Here is a 25,552-nt window from a genome sequence, read left to right on the forward strand (position 1 = left end):
CACTACTTATTTTAAACAATGCACAAAGCCTAAAAATATGGAGTGAGACATGGCTGAGGCCTCCCCCTACCTCAACGGCGTCTTCCGGCCCGCGGAACGCTGGAGCCCGGTGCACGACAAGGCCACCGGCGAGCCGATCGGCCGGTACGCGCCCGCCGGCGCCGCCGACGTGAACGAGGCGGTCGCCGCCGCCCGCGCCGCCCAGCCGGGCTGGGCCGCGCTGGCCGCTCCCGAGCGCGCCGCCTACCTGCGCCTCATGGCCGAACATCTGCAGAGCCGCTTCGAGGAGCTCGTACGGCTGAGCATGAGCGAGACCGGCGGCCTGCGCCGCAAGGCCGAGGACGAGGTGTCGACCGGCATCAAGCAGCTGCACATCTCCTCGGTCCAGGCCATGGGCACCGCCGGCGACATCCTGCAGCCGTACAAGGCGGGCAAGGTCTCGCTCTCGCGTGCCGTACCCCTGGGCGTGATCGGCGTGATCACGCCGTGGAACTACCCGCTCAACCTCGCCATGCGCGCGGTCGCGCCGGGTCTGGCCTTCGGCAACACGATCGTGCTCAAGCCGGCCGAGCTGACCCCGTTCATCGGCGGCCAGGTCATCGCCGAGGCCGCCGACGCCGCGGGCCTGCCGCCCGGCGTGCTGAACGTGCTGCCGGGCGACGGCCCGGAGGCGGGCTGGGCGCTGGCCGAGCACCGCGGCCTGGACCTGCTGGACTTCACCGGTTCGCGGGAGGTGGGCCTGGCCATCGCCGCCTCGGCGGCGGCCGACCTGCGCCCGATCCGGCTGGAGCTGGGCGGCGACAACGCCTTCATCGTGCTCGACGACGCCGACGTCGACCTGGCGGCCGACCACGCGATGATCGCCTCGCTGGAGTTCCAGGGCCAGACGTGCATCAGCTCCAGCAGGCACCTGGTCATGCGGCCGGTGGCCGACCGGTACCTGGCGGCAGTCACCGAGCGGGCCGCGGCGATGGAGGCGGGGCGCGACTTCGGCCCCCTGATCAGCACCGCCCAGCGCGACCGGGTGCACGCGCTCGTCGAGCCCTCCGTCGCCAAGGGCGCCAGGGTGCTGACCGGAGGCACCTGGGACGGACCGTTCTACCGGCCGACCGTGCTGGCCGACGTCACCCCCGACATGCCCGTCTTCACCGAGGAGATCTTCGGTCCGGTGCTGCCGGTGACGGTCGTCGACTCGGAGGAGGAGATCATCGAGCTGGCCAACCGCCACCCGATGCTCATGAACTCGGTCTTCACCGCCGACCTGATGCGCGGGATGGCGCTCGCGGAACGCCTGCACGCGGGCGAGGTGCACGTCAACGACGCCCACGCCCGGCACGGCGCGGAGAACCAGATGGCGGGTTTCACCAAGCGTCAGTGGATCGGTCTAACCCGCTGATCACCGCCGTGTCGGATAGGAAAGTTTCTTAATTTAAGTGTTGACTCAAGGTGAAAGGTCACCGTAACGTCACGGGTGCCGTTCACAGTTGCGGCCTTTGTTCACATATGTGAATCGAAAGGCAACCACATGCGAACCATCCCCCTGATCGCGGCCCTGCTGGCCTGCCTGCTGGCACCCCTGCCGGTGGCACTGCCGGCGCGGGCCGCACCCGCCCAGTTCACCCACCCCGGCGTCCTGCTCGGACGTGCCCAGCTCGACGTCATGCGAGCCCGGGTCCGAGCCGGCGCTCAGCCCTGGAAGAGCGCCTTCGACCAGATGATGGCGCACAACCTGGCCTCGCTCTCGCGCACGCCCAAGCCCAGGGCTGTCGTCGAGTGCGGCTCCTACTCCAACCCGAACCACGGGTGCACCGACGAGCGCCAGGACGCCCTGGCCGCCTACACCATGGCGCTGGCCTGGTACGTCACCGAGGACACCCGCTACGCCACCAAGGCCATCCAGTACATGGACGCCTGGTCGGCCACCCTCCGCGACCACACCAACAGCAACGCCCCGCTGCAGAGCGCCTGGTCGGCGTCGAGCTGGCCGCGCGCCGCCGAGATCATCCGCTACACCTACTCCGGCTGGTCCCAGGCGGGCATCGACCGCTTCTCCACGATGCTGCGCACCGTCTACCTGCCCGAGGTGATCAACGGCTCCAACAGCAACGGCAACTGGGAGCTGTCGATGATGGAGGCCGCGCTGGGCATAGCGGTCTTCCTGGAGGACCGCTCGGCCTACGACCGCGCCGTGGCCCGCTGGCGCAACCGGGTGCCGGCCTTCATCTACCTGGACAGCGACGGCGAGCTGCCCCGCACCGTGCCCGGCAGCGGCCTCGACACCCGCTCGGAGATCGTCGGCTACTGGCACGGCCAGACCACCTTCGTCAACGGCCTGGCGCAGGAGACCTGCCGCGACTTCGTGCACACCGGCTACGGCCTGTCGGCCGTCTCCCACTTCGCCGAGACCACCCGCCTGCAGGGCCAGGACCTCTACCCGGAGATCGCCGACCGGCTGCGGCACGCCCTCGGCCTGCACAGCAAGTACGAGCTCGGCACCGCCCCGCCGTCGTGGTTGTGCGGCGGCAGCCTCAAGCGAGGCCTCGGCCCGATCACCGAGGTCGGCTTCAACGCCCTGCACAACCGCATGGGTTACGCGATGTCCAACACCCAGGCCCTCACCGAGCAGCGCCGCCCGGCCGGCACCAACGTGCTCTTCGTGGCCTGGGAGACCCTCACCCACGGAGGAGCCCCGTGAAGCGCGCCATCGTCATCACCGCCACCGGCCTGCTCGCCCTCACCGCCCTGACCGCGCTCCCCGCCCAGGCCGCCGTCGGTCAGATCACCGGATTCGGCGGCAAGTGCGTCGACGTCGCCGGGGCCGCCAGGGCCAACGGCACCCAGGTCCAGCTCTGGACCTGCAACGGCACCGCCGCCCAGAGCTGGGACGTGCGCTCCGACGGCACGATCCGCGCCCTGGGCAAGTGCCTCGACGTCAACGCCGCCGGCAGCGCCAACGGCACCAAGGTGCAGATCTGGGACTGCAACGGCACCGCCGCCCAGCAGTGGCGCGCCGCCGCCGACGGCACGCTCCGGGCCCTCGGCGCGTGCCTGGACGCCACCGGCGTCAGCTCCGCCGACGGCACCCCGCTGCAGATCTGGAGCTGCGGCACCGGCGCCAACCAGAAGTGGACGCTGCCCGGCGGCGGCACCCCCGAGCCGCCCACCGGCAAGATGGCCGGAGCCCCGTACCTCTACATGGGCTGGGGCAGCCCGCCCAACCCGGGCACCGTCATGGACGCCACCGGTGTGCGCTCCTTCACCATGGCCTTCATCCTGTCGGGCGGCGGCTGCACGCCGCGCTGGGACGGCTCGCGCCCGCTCACCGGCGGCGCCGACCAGCAGGCGATCAACACGATCAAGGGCAGGGGCGGCAGCGTCCAGGTGTCGTTCGGCGGCTGGTCGGGCAACAAGCTCGGGCCCAACTGCTCCACGCCGGCGGCCTACGCCGGTGCCGTCCAGCAGGTCATCAACGCGGTCGGCCCGGCCGTGGTCGACTTCGACATCGAGAACAGCGACGAGTTCACCAACTACACGGTGCAGGACCGCATCCTCAACGGCCTGAAGATCGTCAAGCAGAACAACCCGAACGTGAAGGTCGTCGTGACCTTCGGCACCGGCGTCAACGGCCCCGACGCCGCCGGGATCCGCCTCATCAACCGCTCCCGCGAGCTCGCCGTGCCGATCGACAACTACACGATCATGCCGTTCAACTTCGGCGGCTCCAACCTCTACGCCAACACCGTCAGCGCCTCCGAGGGGCTCAAGAACGCCCTCAAGAGCGCCTACGGCTGGAGCGACGCCCAGGCCTACGCCCGCATGGGCATCTCGGGCATGAACGGCCTGTCCGACCAGCGAGAGACGACCACCGTCGCCACCTGGACCCAGATCCGCGACTGGGCCAGGTCCAGGGGCCTGACCAGGCTGGCCTTCTGGTCGGTCAACCGCGACCGTCCGTGCGCGGGCGGCCTCACCGACACCTGCAGCGGCGTCCCGCAGGCCAACTGGGACTTCACGCGGGTGACCGCGGGATTCTGATCACCTGGAGGGTCGGCGTACACTGGCACGCCTTCCCCATTCGCCCGGGGTCGGGGGAGTGGGGGAGAGCGTGCCGGTCAGGACGCAGAAGCTGATCTATCGTCCCGGGTCGCTGGTGATCATCACCGGCCTGCCGGGCGCGGGCAAGAGCACGCTGCTCAGACGCCTGTACGGCCTGAGCGGCCAGGAGGACCGGCCGCACCTGCGCGGCCGGGTGAGCGTCATCGACTCCGGCCAGTCCAGGCTCACCTGGGCGGGGCGGCTGGCCTGGGCGCCCAAGCAGGTCCGCACCGCCGTCGTGTGGGCCACCCATGTCGGCCGCATCTCCCGCGCCCTGTCCGCCGGCCGGTCGGTCGTCGCCCACAACCGCGGCGGCCACCCCCTGGTCCTGTACGGCTTCGCCTGGCTGGCCAGGCGAAGCGGCCTGCACCTGATCCTGCTGCAGGTCGACCAGGAGCAGGCCCAGCAAGGCCAGCGGTCACGCGGCAGGGTCGTGCCCGGCCCCACCTTCGCCCGTCACGTGCGACGCCACGAGGCGCTGCTGGCCCGGGTCCGGGCAGGAGACCTCGAACCCGCCGCCAGCGTCACCGTGCTCACCCGCCCGGCCGCCGACCTGGTGGAGACGATCGACTTCACGCCAGGACACTGACCTCTACCCCCACTGCTCGGCCAGCTTGCGCAGCTCCGCGGGGTCGCGCGACAGGCCGTGGCGGCGGGTGACGGCGGCGAGCCTGCGCACGATCTCCTCCACCGGCCGCTCCGCGCTCTCGCGGAGGGTCTGCCTGATCTCGGCGTCGTAGGCCGCGAGCACCTGGGACAGGTGCTCGCGGACCTCGTTCTCGAAGTGGGGACCCCACACAACCGTCATGCCGCCATCCTGGGCGCCCCGGCGGAGGGCGCCCTGGGAGAAACGCGGCACTTTGAGCTCTGATGAACGAGCGGCCCCCGTCAGCTGGAGAACGCGGGCATGATCTCGTCGTGGATCAGCCGCAGCTGCGTCTCCACCGGCGCCACCTGCGGCAGGTCACGTCCCATGAACTGCTTGACCAGGGTCGCGTCGGTGATCGCCAGGATCATGTGGTTGACCCCCGCGGGCTCGATCTCGCGCTTGATCTTCTCCACGCACTCGGCGGGCGTGCCCGCGATCGACAGCCGCTCGCCCAGCTCGGGCGTGGTCAGCTCGATCGCCTTGGCCAGGTCTCCGGCGCCGAGCGCCTCGACGATGGGCTTCATCGTGTTGGGGTTGACGCCGTTGCGCTCCAGCTGCTCGGCGGGCATGGAGGAGGCGTAGAGGCCGACCATGCTCCTGGCCGCCTCCTTGGCGACGGCCGAGTCTGGCCCGGTGGCGAAGACGACCCAAGCGCCGATGTCCATGGCGGCCGGGTCCTTCCCGGCTCGCGACGCGCCGTCGCGGAAGTTGGAGACGAGGTAGTCGTAGGCCTCGCGGGTGTAGCTGAGCGCGTGGTGCACGCCGTCGGACAGCTCGCCCGCCGCCTGGAAGGACCTGGGCCCGCGCATGGCGCCGAACTTGACGGGCACCCGCTCCTGGACGGGCCTGGCGAAGGTGAACAGCCCGTTGTAGGTGAAGAACTCGCCGTTCATGGTGATCGCGCCGGTGTCGAGCAGGGTGCGCACGACGTGGGCGGCCTCCTTGACCCGCGACAGCGGCTTGCTGACGGTCCAGTCGATGCCGTACTGCGCCAGCAGCCCGAAGTTGCCGCAGCTGAGCACCACCTCGGCGCGGCCGCCCGACAGCTCGTCGAGGGTGGCGGCGGCCTGGGCGATCAGCGAGGGCTCGCGCAGCACCACGCTGGAGACGCTGGGGCCGAAGCGGATGCGCGAGGTCTGCTGCGAGGCGGCGGCGAACAGCAGCCACAGGTCCTTGTGCCAGGTCTCGTCCGCGGCGTAGCAGGCGTGGAAGCCGAGCTCGTCGGCGAGCTTGATGGCCTCGATCGACTCGGTGAGCGGATAGTCGGGCAGCATCACGTAGCTGAACTTCATCTCAGCCTCCTGAAGAGGGGATGGCGTCGCCCGCCGGGGCGTCGCCGCGGTCGTAGGGCCGGACGACGAGCAGGTAGACCAGCCCGAGGCCGATCACCACCAGTCCGGACAGGAGCACGAGGTAGTTGTCGTACCAGGGGGCGTCGGGCGTGCGCGGCCAGACCATGTTGAGGACGGCCAGCACGCCGTAGGCCAGGGCGGCCACGTTGACGGCCGTCCCGGCGGCGCCGAGGGTGAACGGCCCGGCGGGCCGCCAGCCCAGGAGGCGGGCGCGGAGCGCGGCCAGCACCACCATCTGGAAGGCCAGGTAGATGCCGAGCACCGCGAACGAGATGATCTTGACGAGGGCTTCCTCGGAGACGATGGAGCCGATGACCACCACCGCCGGGACGATCGCGGCGACGGCCAGCGTGTACGGCGGGACGTGCCGGGCGGAGGAGAACGTCGACAGCAGCCTGCTCCCGGCGATCATGCGGTCGCGGGCGTAGGCGTACAGCAGGCGGCTGGCGGCGGCCTGCAGGCTCATCGCGCACGACAGGAACGACAGCAGCACGATCGCCAGGACGACCTTCAGGCCCGTCGTGCCGAAGGCCGCGGTGAGCACCCCGGTGACCGGGTCGCCCGCCGTGCCGGCGATGACCGCGCCGAAGTCGGGGACGGCCAGCACCAGCGCGAGGCAGACGAAGGTCGCCGCCGCCCCGCCCACGTAGATCGTCATCCGCATCGCCCTGGGGATGCGCCTGGTCGGGTCGGGCACCTCCTCGGCGACGTCGCCGCAGGCCTCGAAGCCGTAGTACTGGAAGATGCCGATGAGCCCGGCGGCCAGGAAGGCCGCGAAGTAGCCGGTCGAGGAGCCCGCGCCGAAGGAGTCGAACAGCACCCCGAGCCCGTGGTGGCGCTCGGTCAGCAGCAGCCAGCCGCCCACCACGAGCGCGCCGGCCAGCTCGGCGGCGAAGCCGATGATCGCCGCCATCGCCAGCGCCCGCGTGCCCGCCAGGTTGATCGCCACCGCGATGGCCAGCATGACCAGCGCGCACAGGATCGTGTTGGTGGTGCTCACCCCGATGCCGAGGAAGGCGCTGAGGTAGGGCCCGGCGCCGTAGGCCACGCTGGCGATCGTCACCAGCAGCGCGATCAGGTAGACCCACCCGGTCATCCAGGCGTAGCGCCGGCCCCACAACCGGCGCGCCCACGGATAGATGCCGCCGGTCAGCGGGTACTGCGACACGATCTCCCCGAAGACCAGCGCCACCAGGAACTGCCCGGCGCCGACGATGACCAGGCTCCAGATCATCGGGGGCCCGCCGGTGGCCAGCGAGACGGCGAAGAGCGTGTAGATCCCCACGACCGGCGACAGGTAGGTGAAGCCCAGCGAGAAGTTCGCCCACAGGCTCATCTCCCGCCGGAACTGCGAGGTGTAGCCGAGGTCGGCCAGGCGGCCTTCGTCAGTCGAGGTCATCGAGCAGCTCCTCGCCCGAGATCACGGTGTGGGCGAAGTGGCGGTGCATCCAGGCCAGGTGGTCGGCCCGCGAGCGCACCAGGCGCAGCGTGTCCCAGTTGGGGAAGACCTGCTGGAGCACGTGCTCGGTCATCAGCGCCGGATCGACCTCGAAGACGTGGGCGAACCGGGTGATCGCCACCGGCGAGGCCCGCTCGGCCGAGGGCGGGGTCATCTCCTTGTCGTAGCGGTAGCTCATGAGTAGGCCCTGTCCAGGAGGTACTTGCCCGGGTTCATGATGTTGTTCGGGTCCAGCTCGCGTTTGACGGCGAGCATGATGTCGAAGCCGCCGCCGAGCTCCTCCGGCACCAGGTCGACCTCGCCCTCCCGGCACGAGCCGTGGCAGGCGCTGATCGACCCGCCGTGGCGCAGGGCGACGGCGGCCAGGTCGCGCTTGGCCTTGACCCACGCCGCCCACGAGACGTCGTCGAGGCGCTGCTCCCAGATGCCGATGTCGATCTCGGTGAGGTAGTCGGCCCCCGTCGAGCCGTTGGTGTAGGCGAACATGCCCCAGTCGTCGAACACGTCGCTGGTCCTGCGCAGCTCGGCGGCGATCTCGTGCCACGCGAGCCGTACGGCCGGCAGGTTGCCGTAGGTGATGGAGGCGTCCTCGCAGTGCCAGCTCATCGGCACCACCTGGCCGGCGCGGGTGCGGCCGTGCAGGGGAGTGGCGTAGCGGTCGTGCCTGGCGGCCCAGTCGCCCTGCGAGATCTCGTCGCCCAGGTAGCGGGCGCCCAGGTCGCGCGCGATGCGCATGAGCCGCCGCCCGCCCGCCCTGACCTCGTCGTCGTAGCCGTACAGCGCCGCGCAGACCAGGGCCTTCACGCTCGACGGCTGCGGGATGTAGGCCTCGTCGTCGCGCCGCAGGTAGTCGACCTTCCACTCGTCGAAGAGCACCGCGGCGGCGAAGGTCGCGACCCCGGCGCGGGCCAGCGCGCCCACCGCCCGGTAGGCGCTGTCGTAGTCCTCGAACGCCCAGAACGGCGAGAACTCCGCCTCCGGCTTGGGGAAGAGCTTCAGCGTGGCTTCGGTGGCGATGCCGAGCGTGCCCTGGTGCCCCATGAACAGGTGCTTGAGCTGGTAGCCGCTCGACGACTTGGTGATCTTGCCGCCGATGCCGTCGCCGATGTGCACGACCTTCCCGGTGGGCAGCACGTGGTCGAAGCTGAGCACCAGGTCGCGGGTGTGGCCGTAGCGGGATCCGATCAGCGACCAGCCGCTGGTGCCGATCCTGCCGCCGACCAGCGAACAGGGGTACGACGCGGGGTCGTCGGGATAGAACAGCTCGTGCGCGGCCAGCACCTCGTTGAGCTTGAGCGCGTTGATGCCGGTCCCGACCGTGCAGGTGCGGTTGACCAGATCGATCTCCTTGATCTGGTTGATGCGCTTGACGTCCAGGAGGATGCCGCCGCGCAGCGGCACCGCCCCGTCGGTCAGCCCGGTGCCGCCGTCGCGCGGCACGACCGGGATGCGCAGCCGGTTGGCCAGCCTGACCACCTCGGCCACCTCCTCGGTGGAGGCGGGCATGACCACGACGTCGGGCATGCGCTCGGCCCAGCGGTGCACGGGGAAGGGCGCGGGCACGCGGGCCCGGTTGAGGCGGTCGGCCTTGCCGGTCAGCACGTACGGCTCGCCGAGGATGCGCCGCAGCTCCTCGACGACCGGGTCACTCAGGGCGACGGCGGTCACGGCTCGCCCACCCCCAGCGATTCGGCGAGCAGCTCGTGCAGGTCGACGACGCCGATCGTGCCGACCTCCGACAGCGGGCGCTCGGCCCACGGGCAGGCGGTCACCAGCGTGTCGACGCCCAGCTCCAGGGCCTTGTCCACGCGGGCGGCGCTGATCTTCGCGGTGAGTTCCGGCTTCTCGATGGCCAGCCCGCCCCCGGCCCCCGAGCACGAGGACCACTGCGTGACCCGGTCGACGTCGCGGAAGTCCAGTCCGGGGATGGACCGCAGCAGCTCGCGCGGCTCCTGCCAGATGCCCTTGCGCTTGTTGAGCCGGCACGGGTCGTGGTAGGTGACCGAGCGCTCGACGGGCACGTGCGGGGTGAGCACGCCCTCGCGCACCAGCGAGGCCAGCAGTTCGATCACCAGCACGACTTCGATGTCGAACTCCTCGCCGAAGTAGCGCGGGTAGTCCTCGGTGAAGGTGATGTAGTCGTGCGGGTCGAGCACCAGCACCCGCCGCACGCCGTGGGCGCGCCAGTCGTCGAGGTTGTGGCGGGCGAAGCGCTGCGCCTGCTCGGCGTAGCCCATCTCGGCCGCGGGCCCGCCGCAGCACCACTGCTCGTTCATCAGCCCGAACTTGTAGCCCGCCAGGTTCAGGATGCGGGCGACCGCGCGGGGTAACGAGGTGCGGTAGAAGGCGGCCTCGCAGTCGACGAACAGGATCGTCTCCCCGCCGACGGGCAGGTCGAGCCCCTCGGCCCAGTCGCGCACCCGCTCCTGGGAGACGCCGTCGAGCACCGGCTCGTGGGAGTTCCGATCGGTCAGCAGGTTCCACCGTTGCCAGCCCGGCTGGTGGACACCTTCGGAGACGGCCAGCCCTCGCATCGCCTTGACCAGGTCGACCGTGCGGGTCCTGAAGCGGTAGAAGTCGCCGGTGAACAGGGAGTTGGGGCAGCGCAGCTCGCAGGCGCCGCAGCCGGTGCAGTTGACGTAGTCGGCCGCGACGTCGGAGACCTCCAGCTCGCCCTTCTCCATCGCCACGACGTTGGCGTGGAAGGCGGTGGGGCTCCACGACTCGTTCCTGGTCACCTGCATGACCGGGCAGACCTCGCGGCAGAACTTGTGTCCCGAGGAGAAGCAGTTGTAGGCGGCATCGCGCCACTCTTCGAGGAACATCACTTAAAACTATGAGTTCATATTTCATAAGGCAATATGCTGGATCCCGTGACCCAGCTTCCGGACGCCGCCGTCTTCTCGCCTCTGGACGACGGCTCAGGACGGGTCGAGGTCGTCGTGCGCCGCCTCGGCGAGGCCATCGCGCTCGGGCTCATCACCGACCAGCTGCCCGCCGAGCTGGAGCTGGCCGCCCAGCTCCACGTCTCCACCGTGACCCTGCGCGCGGCCCTGGCCGCCCTGCGCGAGCGCGGCCTGGTCGAGACCCGCCGGGGCAGGGGCGGCGGCACCTTCGTCGTCGGACCCGCCGACCCCTCCACCGCCCGGCTGCGCACCCGCCTGCGCGAGCTGAGCAGCTCCGAGCTGCGCGAGATCGGCGACTACCGCTGCGCCATCGCCGGCACCGCCGCGCGCCTGGCCGCCGTCCGCGCCTCCGCCGACAACGTCGCCCGCCTGCGCCACGTCGTCGACCGCCTGGAGGCCGCCACCTCCACGGGCGAGCGCCGCCGCGCCGACGGCCGTTTCCACATCGAGGTCGCGGCGGCCGCCCAGTCGGTGCGGCTGACGCGCGCGGAGATCGACATCCAGGGCGAGGTGGGCGAGCTGCTGTGGCTGCCGTACGGCGAGGCGGTCGATCCGGCGCTGGTCGTCAGCAGCCATCGCGAGGTGATCGAGGCCGTCTCCGCCCGCGACGCGGAACGCGCGCGCACGCTCACCGAAGAACACATCGACAAGGGCATAGAGCGTCTGATGGAGTTGCACTGGCGGCTGGTGGCCGGGAGGTGACCATGAACGAGTTGGCCGATCGAGCCCGCTCCATCATCGAGGAGGTCTTCGCCTCCCTGGAGGAGATCCGGGAGAGCGTCGTCGCCTGCTACCGCTCGTCGGCGGGGTTCTGCACCGCCGACCTGGCCGGGGTGCGCCCCGACATCTTCCGCTGCCTCGGCCGGGCGCCCGGCACACTCGCCGGCGCCGGGATGATCGTCGCCCCCGGCGTGCTGGCCGACCGGCCGCGCTGGCTCGAATGGTGGCAGGCCCCCGACCCGACCTTCCTCGACGTCGACCTCGATCCCGACAGCCTCGACTTCTACGACTACACCGCCGCCGAGTGGTTCGCCGTGCCCGAGCGCACCCGCCACCGGCACATCGTCGGGCCGTACGTCGACTTCGGCGGCACCGACACCTACATGCTCACCCTCACCACGCCGGTCGAGGACGGCCCGCGCTTCCTGGGCGTGGTCGGCGCCGACGTGCGGGCGGCGAGGTTCGAGGCGCTGCTGCTGGCCGAGCTGACGGCGTGCCCGACGGAGGTGGCGCTGGTCAACGCCGAGGGAAGGGTCGTGGTGGCCAACTCGCCGCGGCACCCGGCGGGCTCGCTCCTGCACGAGGCGGGCGAGCGCCTGCCGGGGTTGCCGTGGGCCCTGGTCAGCGCGAGACAGGCGGCCGGCGCCTCGGCGAACCTTTAGATCGCGCACAGCGATTGCTCTTATCTGGAATGAGAGTGTCGTTCGCCATGCCCGGCACAGTTCTCGCTCCCACCATTGAACCGGCCGCTCACCCCACGGGCAACCGGTTAAACAGCGAGGCGTAGACCAGCCGGCCGCCGTCGGTCACCACCTGGCCCGCCAGGTGACCGCCGGTGAGCGTCGACAGCCGCAGGTCCAGGTACCGCTCCTCCTCGACCGCCTCCACCGGGCCCATCGGCACGGCCGACAACCATCCGGCCACCCGCTCGGACAGGGCCGCGCGCTCGCCGTCGAGCTCGCGCCGCAGCCCCGCCAGGTCCGTCGCCCCGTACGGCACGGCGGGCGCCACCGCCGGCTCCCGCTTCCACGCCGCCACGCCGTAGGCGAAGCAGACCAGCGCCATCCACAACTCGGCGAAGTAGCCGGGGTCGGGGGCGATCTCCAGCCCCGCCCAGCGGTCGCCTTCGAAGAACGCCGCGCCCAGCTGGCCGGGCACCAGCTCCAGCCGGCTCTGGAACTGCGTCAGCACCGCGCGCCTGCGCGACAGGATCTGCTCCAGGTGGCCCCGCGAGGGCAGATCGTAGCCGCGGTTGAGCTCGGCGATGTCGTCCCACAGCTTGGAGTAGCCGCGCTGACCGCGCAGCTCCAGCGCCCTGGCCCGCAGCTCGACCGGCAGCACGAAGAACCACTGGTCGTCGCGTCCGGACAGGAAGCCGCCCTGGCTCTGCTGCACGCAGCAGGCGTCGTGGAAGACGCGCTTCTGACCGGCGGCCAGCAGCGCCGAGCCGCACAGCGCGTGGTTCTGCGCCGCGTCCTGGACGTAGCCGATGTGCAGCGGCACGATCGCCACGCCCTCGGGCATGCCGTTGTACAGCTCCACCTGGCCGTAGCCGACGACCCTGCTGAGCTTGAGCCCCGAGCGCGGCGGGACGAAGCCCGGCCTGACCGGCCCGGTGACCGGCACCATCGTCAGGGCTCCCGCGCGTTGCGGCGTGCCCAGCCGGTAACCGCTCAGGTCGAGCGGCGCGGGCATCAGCGTGTCGAGCTCGCTCATGAGTACCTCCTCCGGATCCAGTCGGCGCCCTGCGGGGCGTGGGTGAGCAGCCAGGGCAGCAGCCCGGCGAAGTCGTCCTCGTGCCAGAAGCCGTGGCACGGCAACGACGGGGCGGGGTTCCTGAACGTCAGATCGTCGCTTCCGGTGAAGGTGGCGCGGCACATCACCACCGGGACGTCGATCCCGGCCCGCGGCAGCGTCGCCGCCACGCGGGCCAGGTCGCCGGGACAGGCGTTCTCGTAGCCGTCGCTCACCACGGCCACCAGGTCGGGCCGGTGCTCCAGCGCGTCGAGGACGCCGGAGGCCAGGTCGGTCTCGCCGGACGCGCCGACCTCCACGACCGTCAGCCGGGCGCACACCTCGGCCAGCACCAGGCGCAGCGCGAAGGCCTGGGCCAGCACCGCCCACTCGCGCTCGCCGTACCCGCGCATCGACGGCGAGGTGTCCAGGACGAGCGCCAGGTGCCCCTCGAAGCGGGGCAGGCCGCCGGTGAGCGCGCGGGTGTAGCGGCCCAGCGCTGGGCGCAGCTCGGCCTGCGGGCCGCCCCGGTACAGGTGCACCAGGGTGGCCGCGAGGTCGCCGCGGTTGGTCGGGGTGACCGTCGCGGGCCGCTCGGCGCGGGTCTCCAGCGGCACCGGCGCCTCCACGGGCGCGAGCGCGCCGTGCACGCCGGGGGAGTAGAGCCGGGTGAGCCGCTCGCGCGCGACGCCGGGGTCGGCGACGAAGCGCAGCAGGTGCCGGTGGAGATAGCCGGAGCCGCTGGCGCCCTCGCGCACCAGCCGGGCGCAGCCGCGGGCGGTCGCCTTGCCCAGGGCGTGCTCCAGGATGTCGGTCAGGGCGGGGCGCCGGGCGTCGACGAGGGTGTCGAAGTCCGGGTGCTCCAGCACGAACGCCACGGCCGCGCGGGTGAGCCTCTTGTTGCCGCGCCGCATCCGGCGCAGGGCCAGCAGCACGGTGATCACGTGTGAGGGCGGCACGCCGTACATCAGCGCCCGCACCGCCGCGTCCTGGCCCTCCCGTGGTGCGGCCAGCGAGCGCAGCAGGACCCTGGCCCGCTGCCACGGCTGGACGCCGGGCACCAGGGCGAGCAGGGTGTACAGCTCGGCGTCCTCCTGCTGGGCCGTGGCGTGCAGGTCCGCGTCGTCCCAGCGCGGCTCGCCCGTCCTGGGCAGGACGAGCGGCTCGGCGTGGTCGCGGAAATGCGCCAGCAGTAAGGAAATGTCCATAAATAACGAGAGTAAAGAGAAAGGCGCGGACTTTCCGTTTATTTATTTCCCGACGGTTCCCCCTCGGGACGGGTCCACCGGCGGCGTCCGAGGGTGGCGGTCAGGCCGAGCGGGATCGCCAGGAGCGCCGCCCAGCCGAAGATCTCGGCGTACCTGTCCGCCTGGGCCAGCGGTCCGGCGAGCACCGCCGCCAGGGCGCCGCCGAGGAACAGGCAGCCCGCGAACGCCGACACCACCGCCGCGCGGGCCCGCGGCAGCACCTCCGTGGCCCAGGTCTGCAGGCTCGAATGCATGAACGCCCACGCCGCGCCGATCAGCACGGCCGCGACGCTCGCGGTGACGACCGAGGGGCGCAGGGCGATCAGGCCGCACCCGGCGACGGCCCCCGCCGCGCCCAAGCCGATCAGCCGCGAGGCGTGCAGGCGGCGCGACAGGCGCCCGGCCAGGGGCGCGCAGACGAAGACCGCCACGCCGTACAGCGCGGTCACCGTGCCCGCGATCGAGGCGTCGACGCCGCTCGCCTCGATCGCCGAGGGCAGCAGCGTCAGCACGCCCAGCAGGACCAGGCCCTCGACGAAGGCCAGGCACAACACCAGCGCCGCCCAGCCCGAGCGGCCGAGCGCGACCAGCGGCGCCAGCAGGCCGGGTTCCGCGCGCCTGGGCGGCGCGGGCAGCCCGCCGACGGCCACGGCCAGGGCCAGGGCGGCCAGGCCCGTCGCCAGGAACGCGGCCCGCCAGCTTCCGTACTGGGCCAGCAGGCCGCCCGCCCCGCAGGCCAGCGCCGTGCCCGCCGCGACCCCCGACATGAGCCGGGTGATCTCGCGCTGCCGCAGACCGGCCGCGACGGTGTCGCCCACGTAGACCAGGCAGGCGGGGATGGCGGCGCTGAAGAACGCGCCCGCCAGGCCCCGCGCGACGGCCAGGCTCGCCGCGTCGCCGGCCAGGGCGGACACCATCGTCGTCACCCCGGACACGGCCAGCGCGGCGCGCAGCGTCGGGACCAGGCCGAACCGGTCCGACAGGATGCCCCACACCGGCTGGAGCAGGCCGTAGGCCAGCACGTAGGCGCCGATCGCGTTGACCACCTGGGCCAGCGGCAGGCCCAGGTCGCGCGAAATCGCGATCAGCATGGGCGGCATCGCGAAGCGGTCGAGGGTGCTGACGAAGGGGACGATCCATAACCGGCGAGGGGTCATGATCGTAGCTTGCCGCACGGTCAGTGGTTCACCCTCCGCAGGTACGGCCGGTAGGCCCAGCCTGGCGACCCGTCGTCGCTCCCGACGCGCACCCAGCCGCCCTGGCTCTGGCACGAGCCCCAGATGGTCTCCATGTAGCCGGCCGCGCCGACGGCGTCGTACCCCGTCCCGGGGCCGGAGCGGATCCGCAGGTTGGCCGGGTACGGCGGCATGACCTGGTAGTAGCAGCCCTCGGCGGACGCGGTCGATGCCGTGGGCGCGGTGGCGGCCCGAGCGGCGGCCGGTGCTGCGACGAGGGCGAGAGCCGCCAGCGAGGTGACGGCGATGATCCTGCGCATGCTGCATCCCTCCAGGAGAACCGGGGGAAGTGCCACCCATTTTATCCCGATATATCCAGATATGAGAAGGTCGGTGAATTCCTCCGACTCACCCCCTCCTCACCGAACGGGCGCTTGGGACATGGAAGAGTGACGGTGAGGCGTTATGGAAAGATGGAGGAATCGTGGCTGACATTACGCAGACCCCGGAATGGGCGGCGCTGAACAAGCACTACGACGAGTTCGCCGGCAGGACACTGCGCGAGCTGTTCGCCGAGGACCCCCAGCGGGCCGAGCGCATGAGCCTGACCGCCGGAGACCTCTTCCTCGACTACTCCAAGCACCGCGCCGGCGCCGAGACCATGGAGCTGCTGCTGGCCCTGGCCGCCACGTCCGCACTGCGTGAGCGCATCGAGGCCATGTTCACCGGCGAGCACATCAACGTCAGCGAGGACCGCGCCGTGCTCCACGTCGCGCTGCGCATGCCCCGCGACGCCCAGCTGGTCGTCGACGGCCAGGACGTGATCGCCGACGTGCACGCCGTCCTCGACAAGATGGGCGCCTTCGCCGACCGGGTGCGCTCCCAGGAGTGGCGCGGCCACACGGGTCAGCCCATCAAGACCGTGGTCAACATCGGCATCGGCGGCTCCGACCTCGGCCCCGCGATGGCCTACGAGGCGCTGCGCGACTTCCTCGACGCCGGCATCGAGGCACGTTTCGTCTCCAACATCGACCCCGCCGACATCACCGGCGCGCTGCGCGGCCTCGACCCGGCCACCACGCTCTTCGTGATCAGCTCCAAGACCTTCACCACGCTGGAGACGCTCACCAACGCGCGCGTCGCCCGCGACTGGCTGGTCGACGGCCTCGGTTCCGCCGACGCGGTCGCCAAGCACTTCGTGGCCGTCTCCACCAACGCCGAGAAGGTCGCCGAGTTCGGCATCGACACCGCCAACATGTTCGGCTTCTGGGACTGGGTCGGCGGACGCTACTCCTACGACGGCGCCATCGGCTTGTCCCTGATGATCGCGGTCGGCCCCGGGCGCTTCCGCGAGATGCTCGACGGCTTCCACACCGTCGACGAGCACTTCCGCACCGCCCCCTTCGAGGCCAACATGCCGGTGCTGATGGCCCTGCTCGGCATCTGGTACGCCGACTTCTTCGGCGCCGAGACCCGCGCCGTCCTGCCGTACTCCCAGCGCCTGCACCGCTTCCCCGCCTACCTGCAGCAGCTGACCATGGAGTCCAACGGCAAGTCCGTGCAGGCCGACGGCACGCCGGTGACCGTGCAGACCGGCGAGATCTTCTGGGGCGAGCCGGGCACCAACGGCCAGCACGCCTTCTACCAGCTGCTCCACCAGGGCACCCGGCTCGTGCCCGCCGACTTCATCGGCTTCGCCGAGCCGCACGAGGACCCGGCGGGCATGCACGACATCCTCACCGCCAACCTGCTCGCCCAGACGACCGCGCTGGCCTTCGGCAAGACCGCCGAGGAGATCGCCGCCGAGGGCACCCCGGCCCACGTCGTGCCGCACAAGGTCATGCCGGGCAACCGCCCCACCTCGACCATCCTGGTCCCGCGCCTGACCCCGCACACCCTGGGCCAGCTGGTGGCGCTCTACGAGCACATCGTCTTCGTCGAAGGCACCATCTGGGGCGTCGACTCCTTCGACCAGTGGGGCGTCGAGCTGGGCAAGAAGATGGCGCTGGCCCTGGAGCCCGCGCTGACCTCGCCGCAGCCGGTCGCCGACTACCCCGACGCGTCGACCGCACAGCTGGTCCGGAGGTACCGGAAGCTGCGGGGACGCTCCTGAGTCCTTACATTTAGTTCCATGAACATCATGGAGCTGCTGGACCAGACCACCGACGCCGCCACGGTCGGCCGGGTCTTCGGTCAGCCCGTCACCCACGACGACGTCACCATCATCCCGGTCGCCCGGGTCGCCCAGGCGGGCGGCGGAGGCACGGGGAAGGGCTCGATCGACGAGCCCGGCGGTGGCGGTGGCTACGCCGTCGCGGCCAAACCGGCCGGGGTGTACGTCATCAAGGACGGGGAGGTGTTCTGGAAGCCGGCCGTCGACGTCAACCGCATCGTCGTGGGCGGGCAGCTGGTCATGGTGGTGCTGCTGATGACGCTCCGGGCGATCTTCCGCAAGCGCCGCAAGTGACGCCCGCCGCCCCGCCGTACGACACGGGCGTCGTGCGGCGCGGGCTTGGTACGGCGCGGGCTTCGTGCGGCGCGGGCCTCGTGCGGCTCAGCGCAGGTCGGCGCCGCGCTGGGCGTAGGAGCGCAGGTCGCCCCGCTGGATGGCGCGGCTGATGTCGCTGGGCGAGACGATGCCGGCCACCCGCCCCGTCTCGTCCAGCACCACCGACCGCCCGTCGGCGCAGCCGTTCATCCGCGGCAGCAGCTCCACCAGCGGCTCGGCGGGGCTCGTCAGCGGCAGCTCGTCCGGCGGGCAGGCGATCTCCGACAGCCGGGTGGCCGCGTGGCGCTCCCTGGGCAGCGCCCGGATGCGGTTGAGCGTCACCAGCCCGGCGAAGCGCCCGTCGCGGCCGATCAGGGGGTAGGCGGAGAAGCGCGAGTGCAGCAGCACCCGCCCCACGAAGGAGAAGACGCTCTCGTCGGGGTCGGCGGTGACCGCCGGCGAGCTCATCACGTCGCCCACCCGCAGCCCCTGCAGCGCCGACGACGCCTGGGCCTGCGCCTCCTCGGCCGCGGCGGCGTTGACCAGGAACAGTCCGATCACCGCCAGCCACAACCCTTGCAGGCCGAGGCCGGTCACCACCTCCAGCAGCCCGGCGGCGATCAGCACGTAGCCGAAGATCCGTCCCGCCTTGGCCGCCGTCACCGCCGCGAAGGTCCTGTCGCCTTTCCACGCCCACAGGCCCGCGCGCAGCACCCGGCCGCCGTCGAGCGGCGCGGCGGGGATCAGGTTGAACAGCGCCAGCACCAGGTTCACCCCGGCCAGGTACAGCAGCGTGCCCTCGGCCAGGCCGCCCAGCGGCAGCGACGACACGAGGAACAGCAGGGCGCAGCCGAGGCTCGTCAGCGGGCCGACCGCCGCGATCCGCAGGTCCGCGCCGAGGGAGCGGGCCTCGCCCTTCAGCTCGGCCACCCCGCCCAGCAGCCACAGCGTGATCCCGGCGACCTCCACGCCCTCGCGCCTGGCGACCAGGGCGTGCGCCAGCTCGTGGGCGAGCAGGCTCGCCAGGAACAGCACTCCGGCGAGCGTCGCCGCGAGCAGGTAGAGCGCCGTGCCGTACCCGGGGAAGGCCGCGGGGAAGCGGCCGAAGGCCAGGCCCAGGATGAGGACGGCCAGGATGAGCACGACGGAGAGGTTGAGGCCGACGGGGACGCCGCCCACGCGGCCCAGGGGGATCGTGGGGCGCACCGGGTGCCTCCCGTCGGCTGGGTCGTGCCTGACTGCTGCTCGCCGCCCGCCGGCCTGACCGGCGGGCTCCGGCGGTCAGCCCGTGGCGGCGGCCGGCGCCCGGTGGACCGCGGCGTCCCGCGACGGCGGTTCGACGAGTGCCGTCACATCGGCGATCGCGTCGCTCAGCAGCCCCTTCAGCACGGCGTCCGGGTCGCTGATGCAGGCCTGCGCTATGCCCACCACCGACAGCTGGACCGCGTTGGGCGCCGCGTACTTGCGGAAACCCTTGTCGGTGATGCGGGCGGCGCGGCTGAAGCGCCGGGCGTACTCCGCGGCGAGCGGTACCTGTTCCATCGCCCGGCGGCCGGCCTCCCCGAGCCTGCCGGGGGCGCGCCCGTCGAGGCGGGCGAGCATCTCCTCGGCCGCCAGCACCGACACGGCCAGCGCCAGCTGGCGTTCCGCGGCGGCGACGGGCAGGGCGGTGGTGGCGCACCTCAGCGAGAGGGTCGCGTCGATCCGCAGGTCGTCGCCGGTCAGCCCGATGATGGACGGCACCAGCGTGACGAGCTCGCCGCGCCGGGCGTCGGTGGTGTTGTCGTTGACCAGCCTGGCCAGGGCGGCCAGCAGCGGGTGGGTGCAGGCGGGGTGGTCGCTCCACCGTTCGCCTGCGAGATAGGAGGCCAGCTCCATGAAGCAGGCGCCGCGCCTGGGATTGCGGTGTCTGCCGCGGGAGAGAACGGGCATGGGTTCAAGGTGAGTGTCCACGAGGGCTCCACTGCTCAGCGCGTTCGCCTGTTCTTCCAGTCTGCGCCGCCGACATCGTGTTCGCCAGAGCGCACGACAGGATCATCCTGCCCACGACAAGAAGGTCCATTCCTGAACATTCGGCACTAGTCGGGACTTTTGTTGAATAGGGCGCACGGGGATCTCTTCGGTAAGCCGAGTTCGGCGCACGCTTTCGTGCTACCTTTCCCAGGCATTTGCCAAGCTGAGCCGCATGGGGGCCGACGTTGAGATGGGTGCTTCTGCTGATGGTGGCGGCCTTCTGGGCGGTCGTGCCCCAGCCGGCCTCCGCTGAAGAGCAAGGGCGAGTGGCGCTCATCGGCGTCCCCGGCCTGCACTGGGACGACCTGAGCCCCGAGCGGACCCCGAACCTGTGGAAGCTGGCCGGCCAGAGCGCCGTCGGCTCGGTCTCGGTCAAGGTCGTGGGCACCACCACCTGTCCCTACGACGGCTGGCTGACGGTGTCGGCGGGCCGCCGCGCGGCGGTGGGCGGCGGTTGCGGCCTGGCCCCCGAGCCGATCGAGCAGGGCGACGGCGCCGTCGTGCCGGGCTTCACCGACCTGCAGCGCTCGGGCGAGGGCGTGCACGCGGGCACCCTGGGCGAGGCACTGCACCAGGCCGGCCAGTGCACCAGCGCCGTCGGCAAGGGAGCCGCCGTCGCCCTCGCCGACCGGGCGGGCAAGGTCGATTACTACGGCCCCGGCCTCCAGTGGGCGGGCGACCTCGCCAAGTGCCGGGTCATGGCGATCGACATCGACCATCTGATCAGGCCCTACCTGCGAGACGGCAAGCTGCCCAAGGAGCCCGAGGTCCTGACGGCGGCCGAGCGTCAGCAGGCGGTCAAGGCCGCCGACAACGAGGTGAGCGTCGCGCTGGGCATGCTCCCCGCCGACACCCGGGTGATCCTGGCGGGCCTGGGCGACCACGGCAGCGTGCCGCACCTGCGCGTGGCGATGTGGAAGGCGCCGCAGGTCCAGGGCGCCTACCTGACGACCACCTCGACCCGCCGCCCGAACATCGTCATCATCCCCGACCTGACGCCCACGATCCTGACCGCCGTGGGCGCCCCGATCCCGCCGCAGGTCGTCGGCGTCGCCTTCGGCACCGGCGCGGGCGCGCCCCTCGCGGAGGCGGCCGAGACCCTGCGCCGCTCCGACGTGACGGGCGTGACCGTGCGCGGGCTGACCGGCCACTTCTTCACCGGCTTCGCGATCCTGCAGGTCGCCTTCTACGCCGTGACCTTCCTGCTGCTGCGACAGCGGCGCAGGGCCACCGTCGCGGCGGCGCTCGGCCTGGGCCTGGCCTCCATCCCGGTCTCGACCTACCTGGTCAACCTGCTGCCCTGGGCGCACGCCGGCGTGCCCGGCCTGGCGCTGGTCGGCGGCGTGCTCACCATCGCCACGATCATCCTGCTGATCAGCGTCTCCGGCCCGTGGCGCAGGCACCCCCTCGGCCCGCCCGCGATCGTCGGCGGCATCACCGGCGCGGTGCTCCTGGGCGACCTGCTCACCGGCACCACCCTGCAGTTCAACAGCCTCATGGGCTACACCGCGGTCGTCGGCGGGCGCTACCACGGCCTGGCCAACATCCCCTTCGCCCTGCTGGCGACGGCGGTGCTGATGGTGACCGCGGTCGCCGCCGACGGGCTGGTGCGCTCCGGGCGCAAGCGCGTGGCGGTCAGCCTGGTCGTCACGCTCGGCGTGCTGGCGCTGCTGCTGGCGGGCTGGCCCGGCATCGGCAGCGACTTCGGCGGCGTCATCGCCTTCGTGCCCGGCATCGCGGTGACCGCCCTGCTCGTGGCGGGCAAGCGCGTGTCGGTCATCAAGCTGGGGCTCTTCTGTGTCCTGGGCGGGCTGGTCGTCAGCGCCATCGCGGTCCTCGACTTCATGCGGCCCACCGCCTCCCAGACCCACCTGGGCCGCTTCGTCGGCCAGGTGATCGACGGCACGTTCTGGCCGCTCATCGGGCGCAAGCTCGGCGCGATGCTGAACACCCTGCTGTCGCCGAACCTCATGCCGATCGTCATCGTCGGCCTGGCCTTCCTGATCTTCGCGATCATGCGCCCCGGCAAGGTGAGCGTGGGGGCGGTGCCCGAGGCCTTCACCCGCGCCCCGATGTTGCGGGCCGGGCTGATCGGCGCGCTGGTCAGCGCCGGGGTGGGCATGCTCGTCAACGACTCGGGCACCGCGGTGCTGTCGATGGCGATCGCGCTCGCCGTACCCCTGGTCCTCTACGCGGGCGTGCGGAGCATGGCCATGGCTCCCACGCAGGTGCTCGAGGAGCCGGGAGGGGCCGAGCTCACCCCCGTCTCATGAAATTCTCTTTCAGTTTACCGTTGGGTCTTGAAACTTAATACCATCTAGCGATTGAGTCTGGGTCGTGCAGACCCTCACCATCGCACTGACCGCCACGCTCTTGTTAGGGACGCCGCCGGTCGAGGACGCCCCCAGGGCGTCCTCGTACGACGCGCCCTCCACCCTCGTGGCGGCCCCCGCGCCGAGCTTCCTCGAGACCGCGAGCCGCGAGCGCCCCGTCGCCCCCGGCATCACGCTGACCTCCTTCGACCGCTACGACGCCGCGGGCTGGCTGCGCGCCGACGCACTCTCGGCCGACCTCGGCACCGCCAAGGCGGGCTACCTGTTCTCCGGCGAGGTCTCCAAGACCGAGCCGCTGTCGGGGCCCGCCGGACGGGCCAGGGCCGTCGCCGCCGTCAACGGCGACTTCTTCGACATCAACCAGTCCGGCGCCGCCCAGGGCATCGGCGTGCAGGACGGCAAGCTCGTCCAGTCGCCGGTGGCCGGCTGGGACAAGGCGGCGGCGATCAGCCCCGACGGCGTCGGCAGCGTCATCACCGCCGCCTTCGAGGGCACCGCCGCCGTCCCCGGCGGCACGATCGCCCTCACCCAGTTCAACCAGCGCGTCCAGAGCGGCGGCGTCGGCGTGTTCACCTCGCTGTGGGGCTCCTACACGCGGGCACGCGCCGTCGAGGGCGCGCCGCGCGTGACCGAGGTCGAGCTGCGCGACGGCGTGGTCCAGGCCGTACGGCAGGCGGCGGGCACCGGCCCGGTCACCGCCGGCACCTCGATCCTGCTCGGCCGCGAGGCGGGAGCGGACGCCCTGGCCGCCCTGAAGCCGGGCGACGCGGTCGACGTGACCTACCAGCCCAAGCCCGACGGCATCCAGACCGCGGTCGGCGGCAGCCACGTCCTGGTCAAGGACGGTGCCGTCGTCCCGATCACCGACCCGGCCGCCCACCCGCGCACCGCCGTCGGCTTCTCCGCCGACGGGCGCACCATGCACGTGCTGACCGTCGACGGCCGCCAGGCCGACAGCCGCGGCGTCACGCTCAGCGAGCTGGCCGCGATGATGATCGAGCTGGGCGCGCACAACGCCCTCAACCTCGACGGCGGCGGCTCCTCCACGCTCCTGGCCCGCGAGCCGGGCTCGGCCTCCGTCCAGGTCGAGAACAGCCCCTCAGACGGCGGCGAGCGGCACGTGCCCAACGGCCTGGCGCTCTACGCCCCCGAAGGCAGCGGCACGCTGAAGGGCTTCTGGCTGGAGACCGCCACCGACCCGGCCAAGGCGCCCGGCGTCGGCCCCGTCGCGGGCGGACGACCCGAGCGGGTCTTCCCCGGCCTGACCCGGCGCCTGACCGCCGCCGGATACGACGAGACGTACGGCCCGGCCCAGGGCGCACCGCACTGGCGCGCCAACCCGGCCGTGCACGGCCTGGTCTCCTCCAAGGGGCTCTTCCGCGCCCTGGTCCCCGGCCAGACGACCGTCACCGCCTCCCGCGACGGCGCGAGCGGCAAGCTGGACCTGACCGTCCTGCAGCCGCTGGTCAGGCTCGGCTCGACCGCCGACCGCATCAGCCTGCCGGGGGCCGAGGCGCTCGGGACGTTCGGCGTGGTCGGCTACGACCGCAACGGCAACACCGCCCCCATCGAGCCCGCCGACGTGAAGCTCACCTACGACCAGGCCCTTTTCGAGGTGACCGCGTCGCAGCACGGCTTCTTCCAGATCAAGCCCAAGCAGGCGACCGGCTCCGGGCTCATCACCGCCGCCGTCGGCCGCACGACCGTGGCCGTGCCGGTCACGATCGGCTCGGTCGAGGCGCCGGTGGCCGACTTCGAGAACGCCTCCTCCTGGACCTTCGCCGCCGCGCGCGCGACCGGGTCGCTCGGGGCGGCCCCCGGGCAGAGCGGCACCGGCCTGAAGCTGTCGTACGACTTCACCCAGTCCACCGCCACCCGCGCCGCCTACGCCAGCCCGCCCGGCCAGCTCGTCGTCGAGGGGCAGCCGCAGGGCTTCGGGATGTGGATCCACTCGACCGGCAAGGGTGAATGGCCCAGCCTGGAGTTCTACGACGGGCTCGGCCAGTCGCAGATCCTGCGCGGGCCGTACCTGACCTGGACGGGCTGGAAGTACGTGGAGTTCGCCGTCCCGGCGGGCGTCACCTACCCGCTGCGGTTGCGGCGCTTCTACGTGGCCGAGACCAAGCCGGACGCCAAGTACACCAACGAGATCGTCATCGACGGGCTGGTGGCAAAGGTGCCGCCGCCGGTGACCGTGCCGCCGGTGGCCAAGGTCGCCGACCCCGTCGTCGTGCCGTCGGTGTCGGAGTCCTCGTGGCGCTTCGCCGTCATGTCCGACGCGCAGTTCGTCGCCCGCGACCCCGACAGCGACATCGTCCGCAACGCCCGCCGCACCCTGCAGGAGATCAAGGCGGCCAAGCCCGACTTCCTGCTGATCAACGGTGACCTCGTGGACGAGGCGTCCCCCGCGGACTTCGAGCTGGCCAAGCGCATCCTCGACGAGGAACTGGCCGGGACGCTGCCCTACTACTACGTCCCCGGCAACCACGAGGTGATGGGCGGCAAGATCGACAACTTCAAGGCCGCCTTCGGCGACACGTACCGGAGCTTCGACCACAAGGGCACGAGGTTCGTCACCCTCGACACCTCGCGCCTGAACCTGCGCGGCGGCGGCTTCGACCAGGTCGCCCTGCTGCGCTCGCAGCTCGACGCGGCGGCCGAGGACGCGGCGGTGGGCTCGGTCGTGGTGCTCTTCCACGTGCCGCCGCGCGACCCCACCCCCGGCAAGGGCAGCCAGCTCGGCGACCGCAAGGAGGCCGCGCTCGTCGAGGGCTGGCTGGCCGACTTCCAGCGGGAGACCGGCAAGGGAGCGGCGTTCATCGGCTCCCACGTGGGCACCTTCCACGCCTCCCGGGTCGACGCCGTGCCGTACCTGATCAACGGCAACTCCGGCAAGAACCCGGCCACCCCCGCCGACGACGGCGGCTTCACCGGCTGGTCGTTGTGGGGCGTCGACCCCGTCAGCGAGGCGGAGGCCGCGCACGTGCGGCGCAACTGGTTCGTCGACGCGCCCACGTGGATCGGCGCCCAGGTGCGCCCGCACGTCGACACGCTGACGCTCTCGGCGCCGTCGTCGGTCGAGGTCGGCACGCCGGGCAAGGTCAGCGCCTCGCTGGCCCAGGGCAGCCGGGTCGTGCCGGTCGCCTACCCGGTGTCGGCGCAGTGGTCGGGCTCGCCGTCACTGCACATCGGCGGCAGGGCGGGGCTCAAGCCGTGGCACGTGGCCTGGCTCGACCCGGCCGGCGGCACGCTCACGGCGATCAGGGCGGGGCAGGTGGTGATCTCGGTGACGGTCAACGGCGTCAGCCAGTCGGCCACCATCGCCCTCGCCGCCCGCGCCGCCGCCTGACGTGACAGTGCCCGATCCCGGCCCGCCCCTCC

The 25,552-nt window shown here is 71.9% G+C and carries 22 protein-coding genes; 10 read left to right on the forward strand and 12 right to left on the reverse strand.

Features of this window, described 5'->3' with window-relative positions:
• Window positions 1-49: 49 nt before the first annotated feature.
• The 4 genes from ACIBH1_RS10625 to ACIBH1_RS10640 all read left to right on the forward strand — a co-directional run bounded on the left by ACIBH1_RS10625 (window position 50) and on the right by ACIBH1_RS10640 (window position 4,684).
• Window positions 50-1,396 carry an aldehyde dehydrogenase family protein gene (locus ACIBH1_RS10625; RefSeq protein WP_397313426.1) on the forward strand — a complete coding sequence of 449 codons (1,347 nt, stop codon included), beginning with the start codon at window positions 50-52 and terminating at the stop codon, window positions 1,394-1,396.
• 129 nt (window positions 1,397-1,525) lie between these two features.
• Window positions 1,526-2,695, forward strand: a complete 1,170-nt coding sequence (locus ACIBH1_RS10630) for an alginate lyase family protein (protein ID WP_397313427.1) — start codon at window positions 1,526-1,528, stop codon at window positions 2,693-2,695.
• Entirely contained in the window at window positions 2,692-4,035 is a 1,344-nt protein-coding gene (locus tag ACIBH1_RS10635; protein WP_397313428.1) for a ricin-type beta-trefoil lectin domain protein, read from the forward strand. Before ACIBH1_RS10630 ends, ACIBH1_RS10635 begins: the two co-directional genes overlap by 4 nt.
• 70 nt (window positions 4,036-4,105) lie before the next feature.
• Window positions 4,106-4,684: an AAA family ATPase gene (locus ACIBH1_RS10640; RefSeq protein ID WP_397313429.1), complete on the forward strand. Its 579-nt coding sequence runs from the start codon at window positions 4,106-4,108 to the stop codon at window positions 4,682-4,684.
• A gap of 3 nt (window positions 4,685-4,687) precedes the next feature.
• Here ACIBH1_RS10640 and ACIBH1_RS10645 read toward each other — a convergent pair whose 3' ends face one another.
• The 6 genes from ACIBH1_RS10645 to ACIBH1_RS10670 all read right to left on the reverse strand — a co-directional run bounded on the left by ACIBH1_RS10645 (window position 4,688) and on the right by ACIBH1_RS10670 (window position 10,380).
• On the reverse strand, window positions 4,688-4,903 hold the full coding sequence (locus ACIBH1_RS10645; protein WP_397313430.1) for a hypothetical protein: 216 nt from the start codon (window positions 4,901-4,903) through the stop codon (window positions 4,688-4,690).
• Window positions 4,904-4,983: 80 nt separating this feature from the next.
• Window positions 4,984-6,036, reverse strand: a complete 1,053-nt coding sequence (locus ACIBH1_RS10650; RefSeq protein WP_397313431.1) for an LLM class flavin-dependent oxidoreductase — start codon at window positions 6,034-6,036, stop codon at window positions 4,984-4,986.
• A 1-nt stretch (window position 6,037) separates the two neighbouring features.
• Window positions 6,038-7,495: an APC family permease gene (locus tag ACIBH1_RS10655; RefSeq protein ID WP_397313432.1), complete on the reverse strand. Its 1,458-nt coding sequence runs from the start codon at window positions 7,493-7,495 to the stop codon at window positions 6,038-6,040.
• Window positions 7,482-7,733, reverse strand: coding sequence for a hypothetical protein (locus ACIBH1_RS10660; RefSeq protein WP_397313433.1), 252 nt, complete (start codon window positions 7,731-7,733; stop codon window positions 7,482-7,484). Before ACIBH1_RS10660 ends, ACIBH1_RS10655 begins: the two co-directional genes overlap by 14 nt.
• Window positions 7,730-9,223, reverse strand: a complete 1,494-nt coding sequence (locus ACIBH1_RS10665; protein ID WP_397313434.1) for an FAD-binding oxidoreductase — start codon at window positions 9,221-9,223, stop codon at window positions 7,730-7,732. Before ACIBH1_RS10665 ends, ACIBH1_RS10660 begins: the two co-directional genes overlap by 4 nt.
• Window positions 9,220-10,380, reverse strand: coding sequence for a (Fe-S)-binding protein (locus ACIBH1_RS10670; protein ID WP_397313435.1), 1,161 nt, complete (start codon window positions 10,378-10,380; stop codon window positions 9,220-9,222). Before ACIBH1_RS10670 ends, ACIBH1_RS10665 begins: the two co-directional genes overlap by 4 nt.
• Before the next feature lie 48 nt (window positions 10,381-10,428).
• On the opposite strand from ACIBH1_RS10670, the gene ACIBH1_RS10675 reads away from it, so the two are divergent.
• Together ACIBH1_RS10675 and ACIBH1_RS10680 are read left to right on the forward strand one after the other, a co-directional pair.
• Window positions 10,429-11,163, forward strand: coding sequence for a FadR/GntR family transcriptional regulator (locus tag ACIBH1_RS10675; RefSeq protein ID WP_397313436.1), 735 nt, complete (start codon window positions 10,429-10,431; stop codon window positions 11,161-11,163).
• A 2-nt stretch (window positions 11,164-11,165) separates the two neighbouring features.
• Window positions 11,166-11,843 carry a cache domain-containing protein gene (locus ACIBH1_RS10680; RefSeq protein WP_397313437.1) on the forward strand — a complete coding sequence of 226 codons (678 nt, stop codon included), beginning with the start codon at window positions 11,166-11,168 and terminating at the stop codon, window positions 11,841-11,843.
• A gap of 88 nt (window positions 11,844-11,931) precedes the next feature.
• Here ACIBH1_RS10680 and ACIBH1_RS10685 read toward each other — a convergent pair whose 3' ends face one another.
• The 4 genes from ACIBH1_RS10685 to ACIBH1_RS10700 are packed head-to-tail and all read right to left on the reverse strand — an operon-like array spanning window position 11,932 to window position 15,657.
• Entirely contained in the window at window positions 11,932-12,897 is a 966-nt protein-coding gene (locus tag ACIBH1_RS10685) for an ARPP-1 family domain-containing protein (protein WP_397313438.1), read from the reverse strand.
• Window positions 12,894-14,123, reverse strand: coding sequence for a hypothetical protein (locus ACIBH1_RS10690; protein ID WP_397313439.1), 1,230 nt, complete (start codon window positions 14,121-14,123; stop codon window positions 12,894-12,896). Before ACIBH1_RS10690 ends, ACIBH1_RS10685 begins: the two co-directional genes overlap by 4 nt.
• A 38-nt stretch (window positions 14,124-14,161) precedes the next feature.
• Window positions 14,162-15,319, reverse strand: a complete 1,158-nt coding sequence (locus tag ACIBH1_RS10695; protein WP_397313440.1) for an MFS transporter — start codon at window positions 15,317-15,319, stop codon at window positions 14,162-14,164.
• A 20-nt stretch (window positions 15,320-15,339) separates the two neighbouring features.
• Window positions 15,340-15,657: a hypothetical protein gene (locus tag ACIBH1_RS10700; protein WP_397313441.1), complete on the reverse strand. Its 318-nt coding sequence runs from the start codon at window positions 15,655-15,657 to the stop codon at window positions 15,340-15,342.
• 161 nt (window positions 15,658-15,818) lie between these two features.
• Here ACIBH1_RS10700 and pgi point away from each other — a divergent pair, with 161 nt between their 5' ends.
• Entirely contained in the window at window positions 15,819-17,450 is a 1,632-nt protein-coding gene (pgi, locus tag ACIBH1_RS10705) for a glucose-6-phosphate isomerase (protein WP_397313926.1), read from the forward strand.
• 18 nt (window positions 17,451-17,468) lie between these two features.
• Window positions 17,469-17,804, forward strand: coding sequence for a spore germination protein GerW family protein (locus ACIBH1_RS10710; protein ID WP_181615011.1), 336 nt, complete (start codon window positions 17,469-17,471; stop codon window positions 17,802-17,804).
• Between the two features lie 87 nt (window positions 17,805-17,891).
• Here the strand turns inward: ACIBH1_RS10710 and ACIBH1_RS10715 are convergent, their stop codons facing one another.
• Together ACIBH1_RS10715 and ACIBH1_RS10720 are read right to left on the reverse strand one after the other, a co-directional pair.
• Window positions 17,892-19,031, reverse strand: coding sequence for a site-2 protease family protein (locus tag ACIBH1_RS10715; protein WP_397313442.1), 1,140 nt, complete (start codon window positions 19,029-19,031; stop codon window positions 17,892-17,894).
• Window positions 19,032-19,106: 75 nt separating this feature from the next.
• Complete coding sequence (locus tag ACIBH1_RS10720; RefSeq protein WP_397313443.1) at window positions 19,107-19,757, reverse strand: hypothetical protein; 651 nt, start codon at window positions 19,755-19,757, stop codon at window positions 19,107-19,109.
• Between the two features lie 266 nt (window positions 19,758-20,023).
• Between ACIBH1_RS10720 and ACIBH1_RS10725 the strand changes: the two genes are divergently transcribed.
• Together ACIBH1_RS10725 and ACIBH1_RS10730 are read left to right on the forward strand one after the other, a co-directional pair.
• Entirely contained in the window at window positions 20,024-22,111 is a 2,088-nt protein-coding gene (locus tag ACIBH1_RS10725) for a hypothetical protein (RefSeq protein WP_397313444.1), read from the forward strand.
• Window positions 22,112-22,175: 64 nt separating this feature from the next.
• Window positions 22,176-25,520, forward strand: a complete 3,345-nt coding sequence (locus tag ACIBH1_RS10730; protein WP_397313445.1) for a phosphodiester glycosidase family protein — start codon at window positions 22,176-22,178, stop codon at window positions 25,518-25,520.
• Window positions 25,521-25,552: the final 32 nt, after the last annotated feature.

The organism is Nonomuraea sp. NPDC050663 (assembly GCF_044456985.1).
GTDB lineage: Bacteria > Actinomycetota > Actinomycetes > Streptosporangiales > Streptosporangiaceae > Nonomuraea.

Excerpts from the sequence above, each read along its gene's own strand:
- ACIBH1_RS10625 (WP_397313426.1), top strand. The coding sequence starts at position 50 with ATGGCTGAGGCCTCCCCCTACCTCAACGGCGTCTTCCGGCCCGCGGAA.
- ACIBH1_RS10630 (WP_397313427.1), top strand. The coding sequence starts at position 1,526 with ATGCGAACCATCCCCCTGATCGCGGCCCTGCTGGCCTGCCTGCTGGCA.
- ACIBH1_RS10645 (WP_397313430.1), bottom strand. The coding sequence starts at position 4,903 with ATGACGGTTGTGTGGGGTCCCCACTTCGAGAACGAGGTCCGCGAGCAC.
- ACIBH1_RS10650 (WP_397313431.1), bottom strand. The coding sequence starts at position 6,036 with ATGAAGTTCAGCTACGTGATGCTGCCCGACTATCCGCTCACCGAGTCG.
- ACIBH1_RS10655 (WP_397313432.1), bottom strand. The coding sequence starts at position 7,495 with ATGACCTCGACTGACGAAGGCCGCCTGGCCGACCTCGGCTACACCTCG.
- ACIBH1_RS10660 (WP_397313433.1), bottom strand. The coding sequence starts at position 7,733 with ATGAGCTACCGCTACGACAAGGAGATGACCCCGCCCTCGGCCGAGCGG.
- ACIBH1_RS10670 (WP_397313435.1), bottom strand. The coding sequence starts at position 10,380 with ATGTTCCTCGAAGAGTGGCGCGATGCCGCCTACAACTGCTTCTCCTCG.
- ACIBH1_RS10680 (WP_397313437.1), top strand. The coding sequence starts at position 11,166 with ATGAACGAGTTGGCCGATCGAGCCCGCTCCATCATCGAGGAGGTCTTC.
- ACIBH1_RS10685 (WP_397313438.1), bottom strand. The coding sequence starts at position 12,897 with ATGAGCGAGCTCGACACGCTGATGCCCGCGCCGCTCGACCTGAGCGGT.
- ACIBH1_RS10690 (WP_397313439.1), bottom strand. The coding sequence starts at position 14,123 with ATGGACATTTCCTTACTGCTGGCGCATTTCCGCGACCACGCCGAGCCG.
- ACIBH1_RS10695 (WP_397313440.1), bottom strand. The coding sequence starts at position 15,319 with ATGACCCCTCGCCGGTTATGGATCGTCCCCTTCGTCAGCACCCTCGAC.
- ACIBH1_RS10700 (WP_397313441.1), bottom strand. The coding sequence starts at position 15,657 with ATGCGCAGGATCATCGCCGTCACCTCGCTGGCGGCTCTCGCCCTCGTC.
- ACIBH1_RS10710 (WP_181615011.1), top strand. The coding sequence starts at position 17,469 with ATGAACATCATGGAGCTGCTGGACCAGACCACCGACGCCGCCACGGTC.
- ACIBH1_RS10720 (WP_397313443.1), bottom strand. The coding sequence starts at position 19,757 with ATGCCCGTTCTCTCCCGCGGCAGACACCGCAATCCCAGGCGCGGCGCC.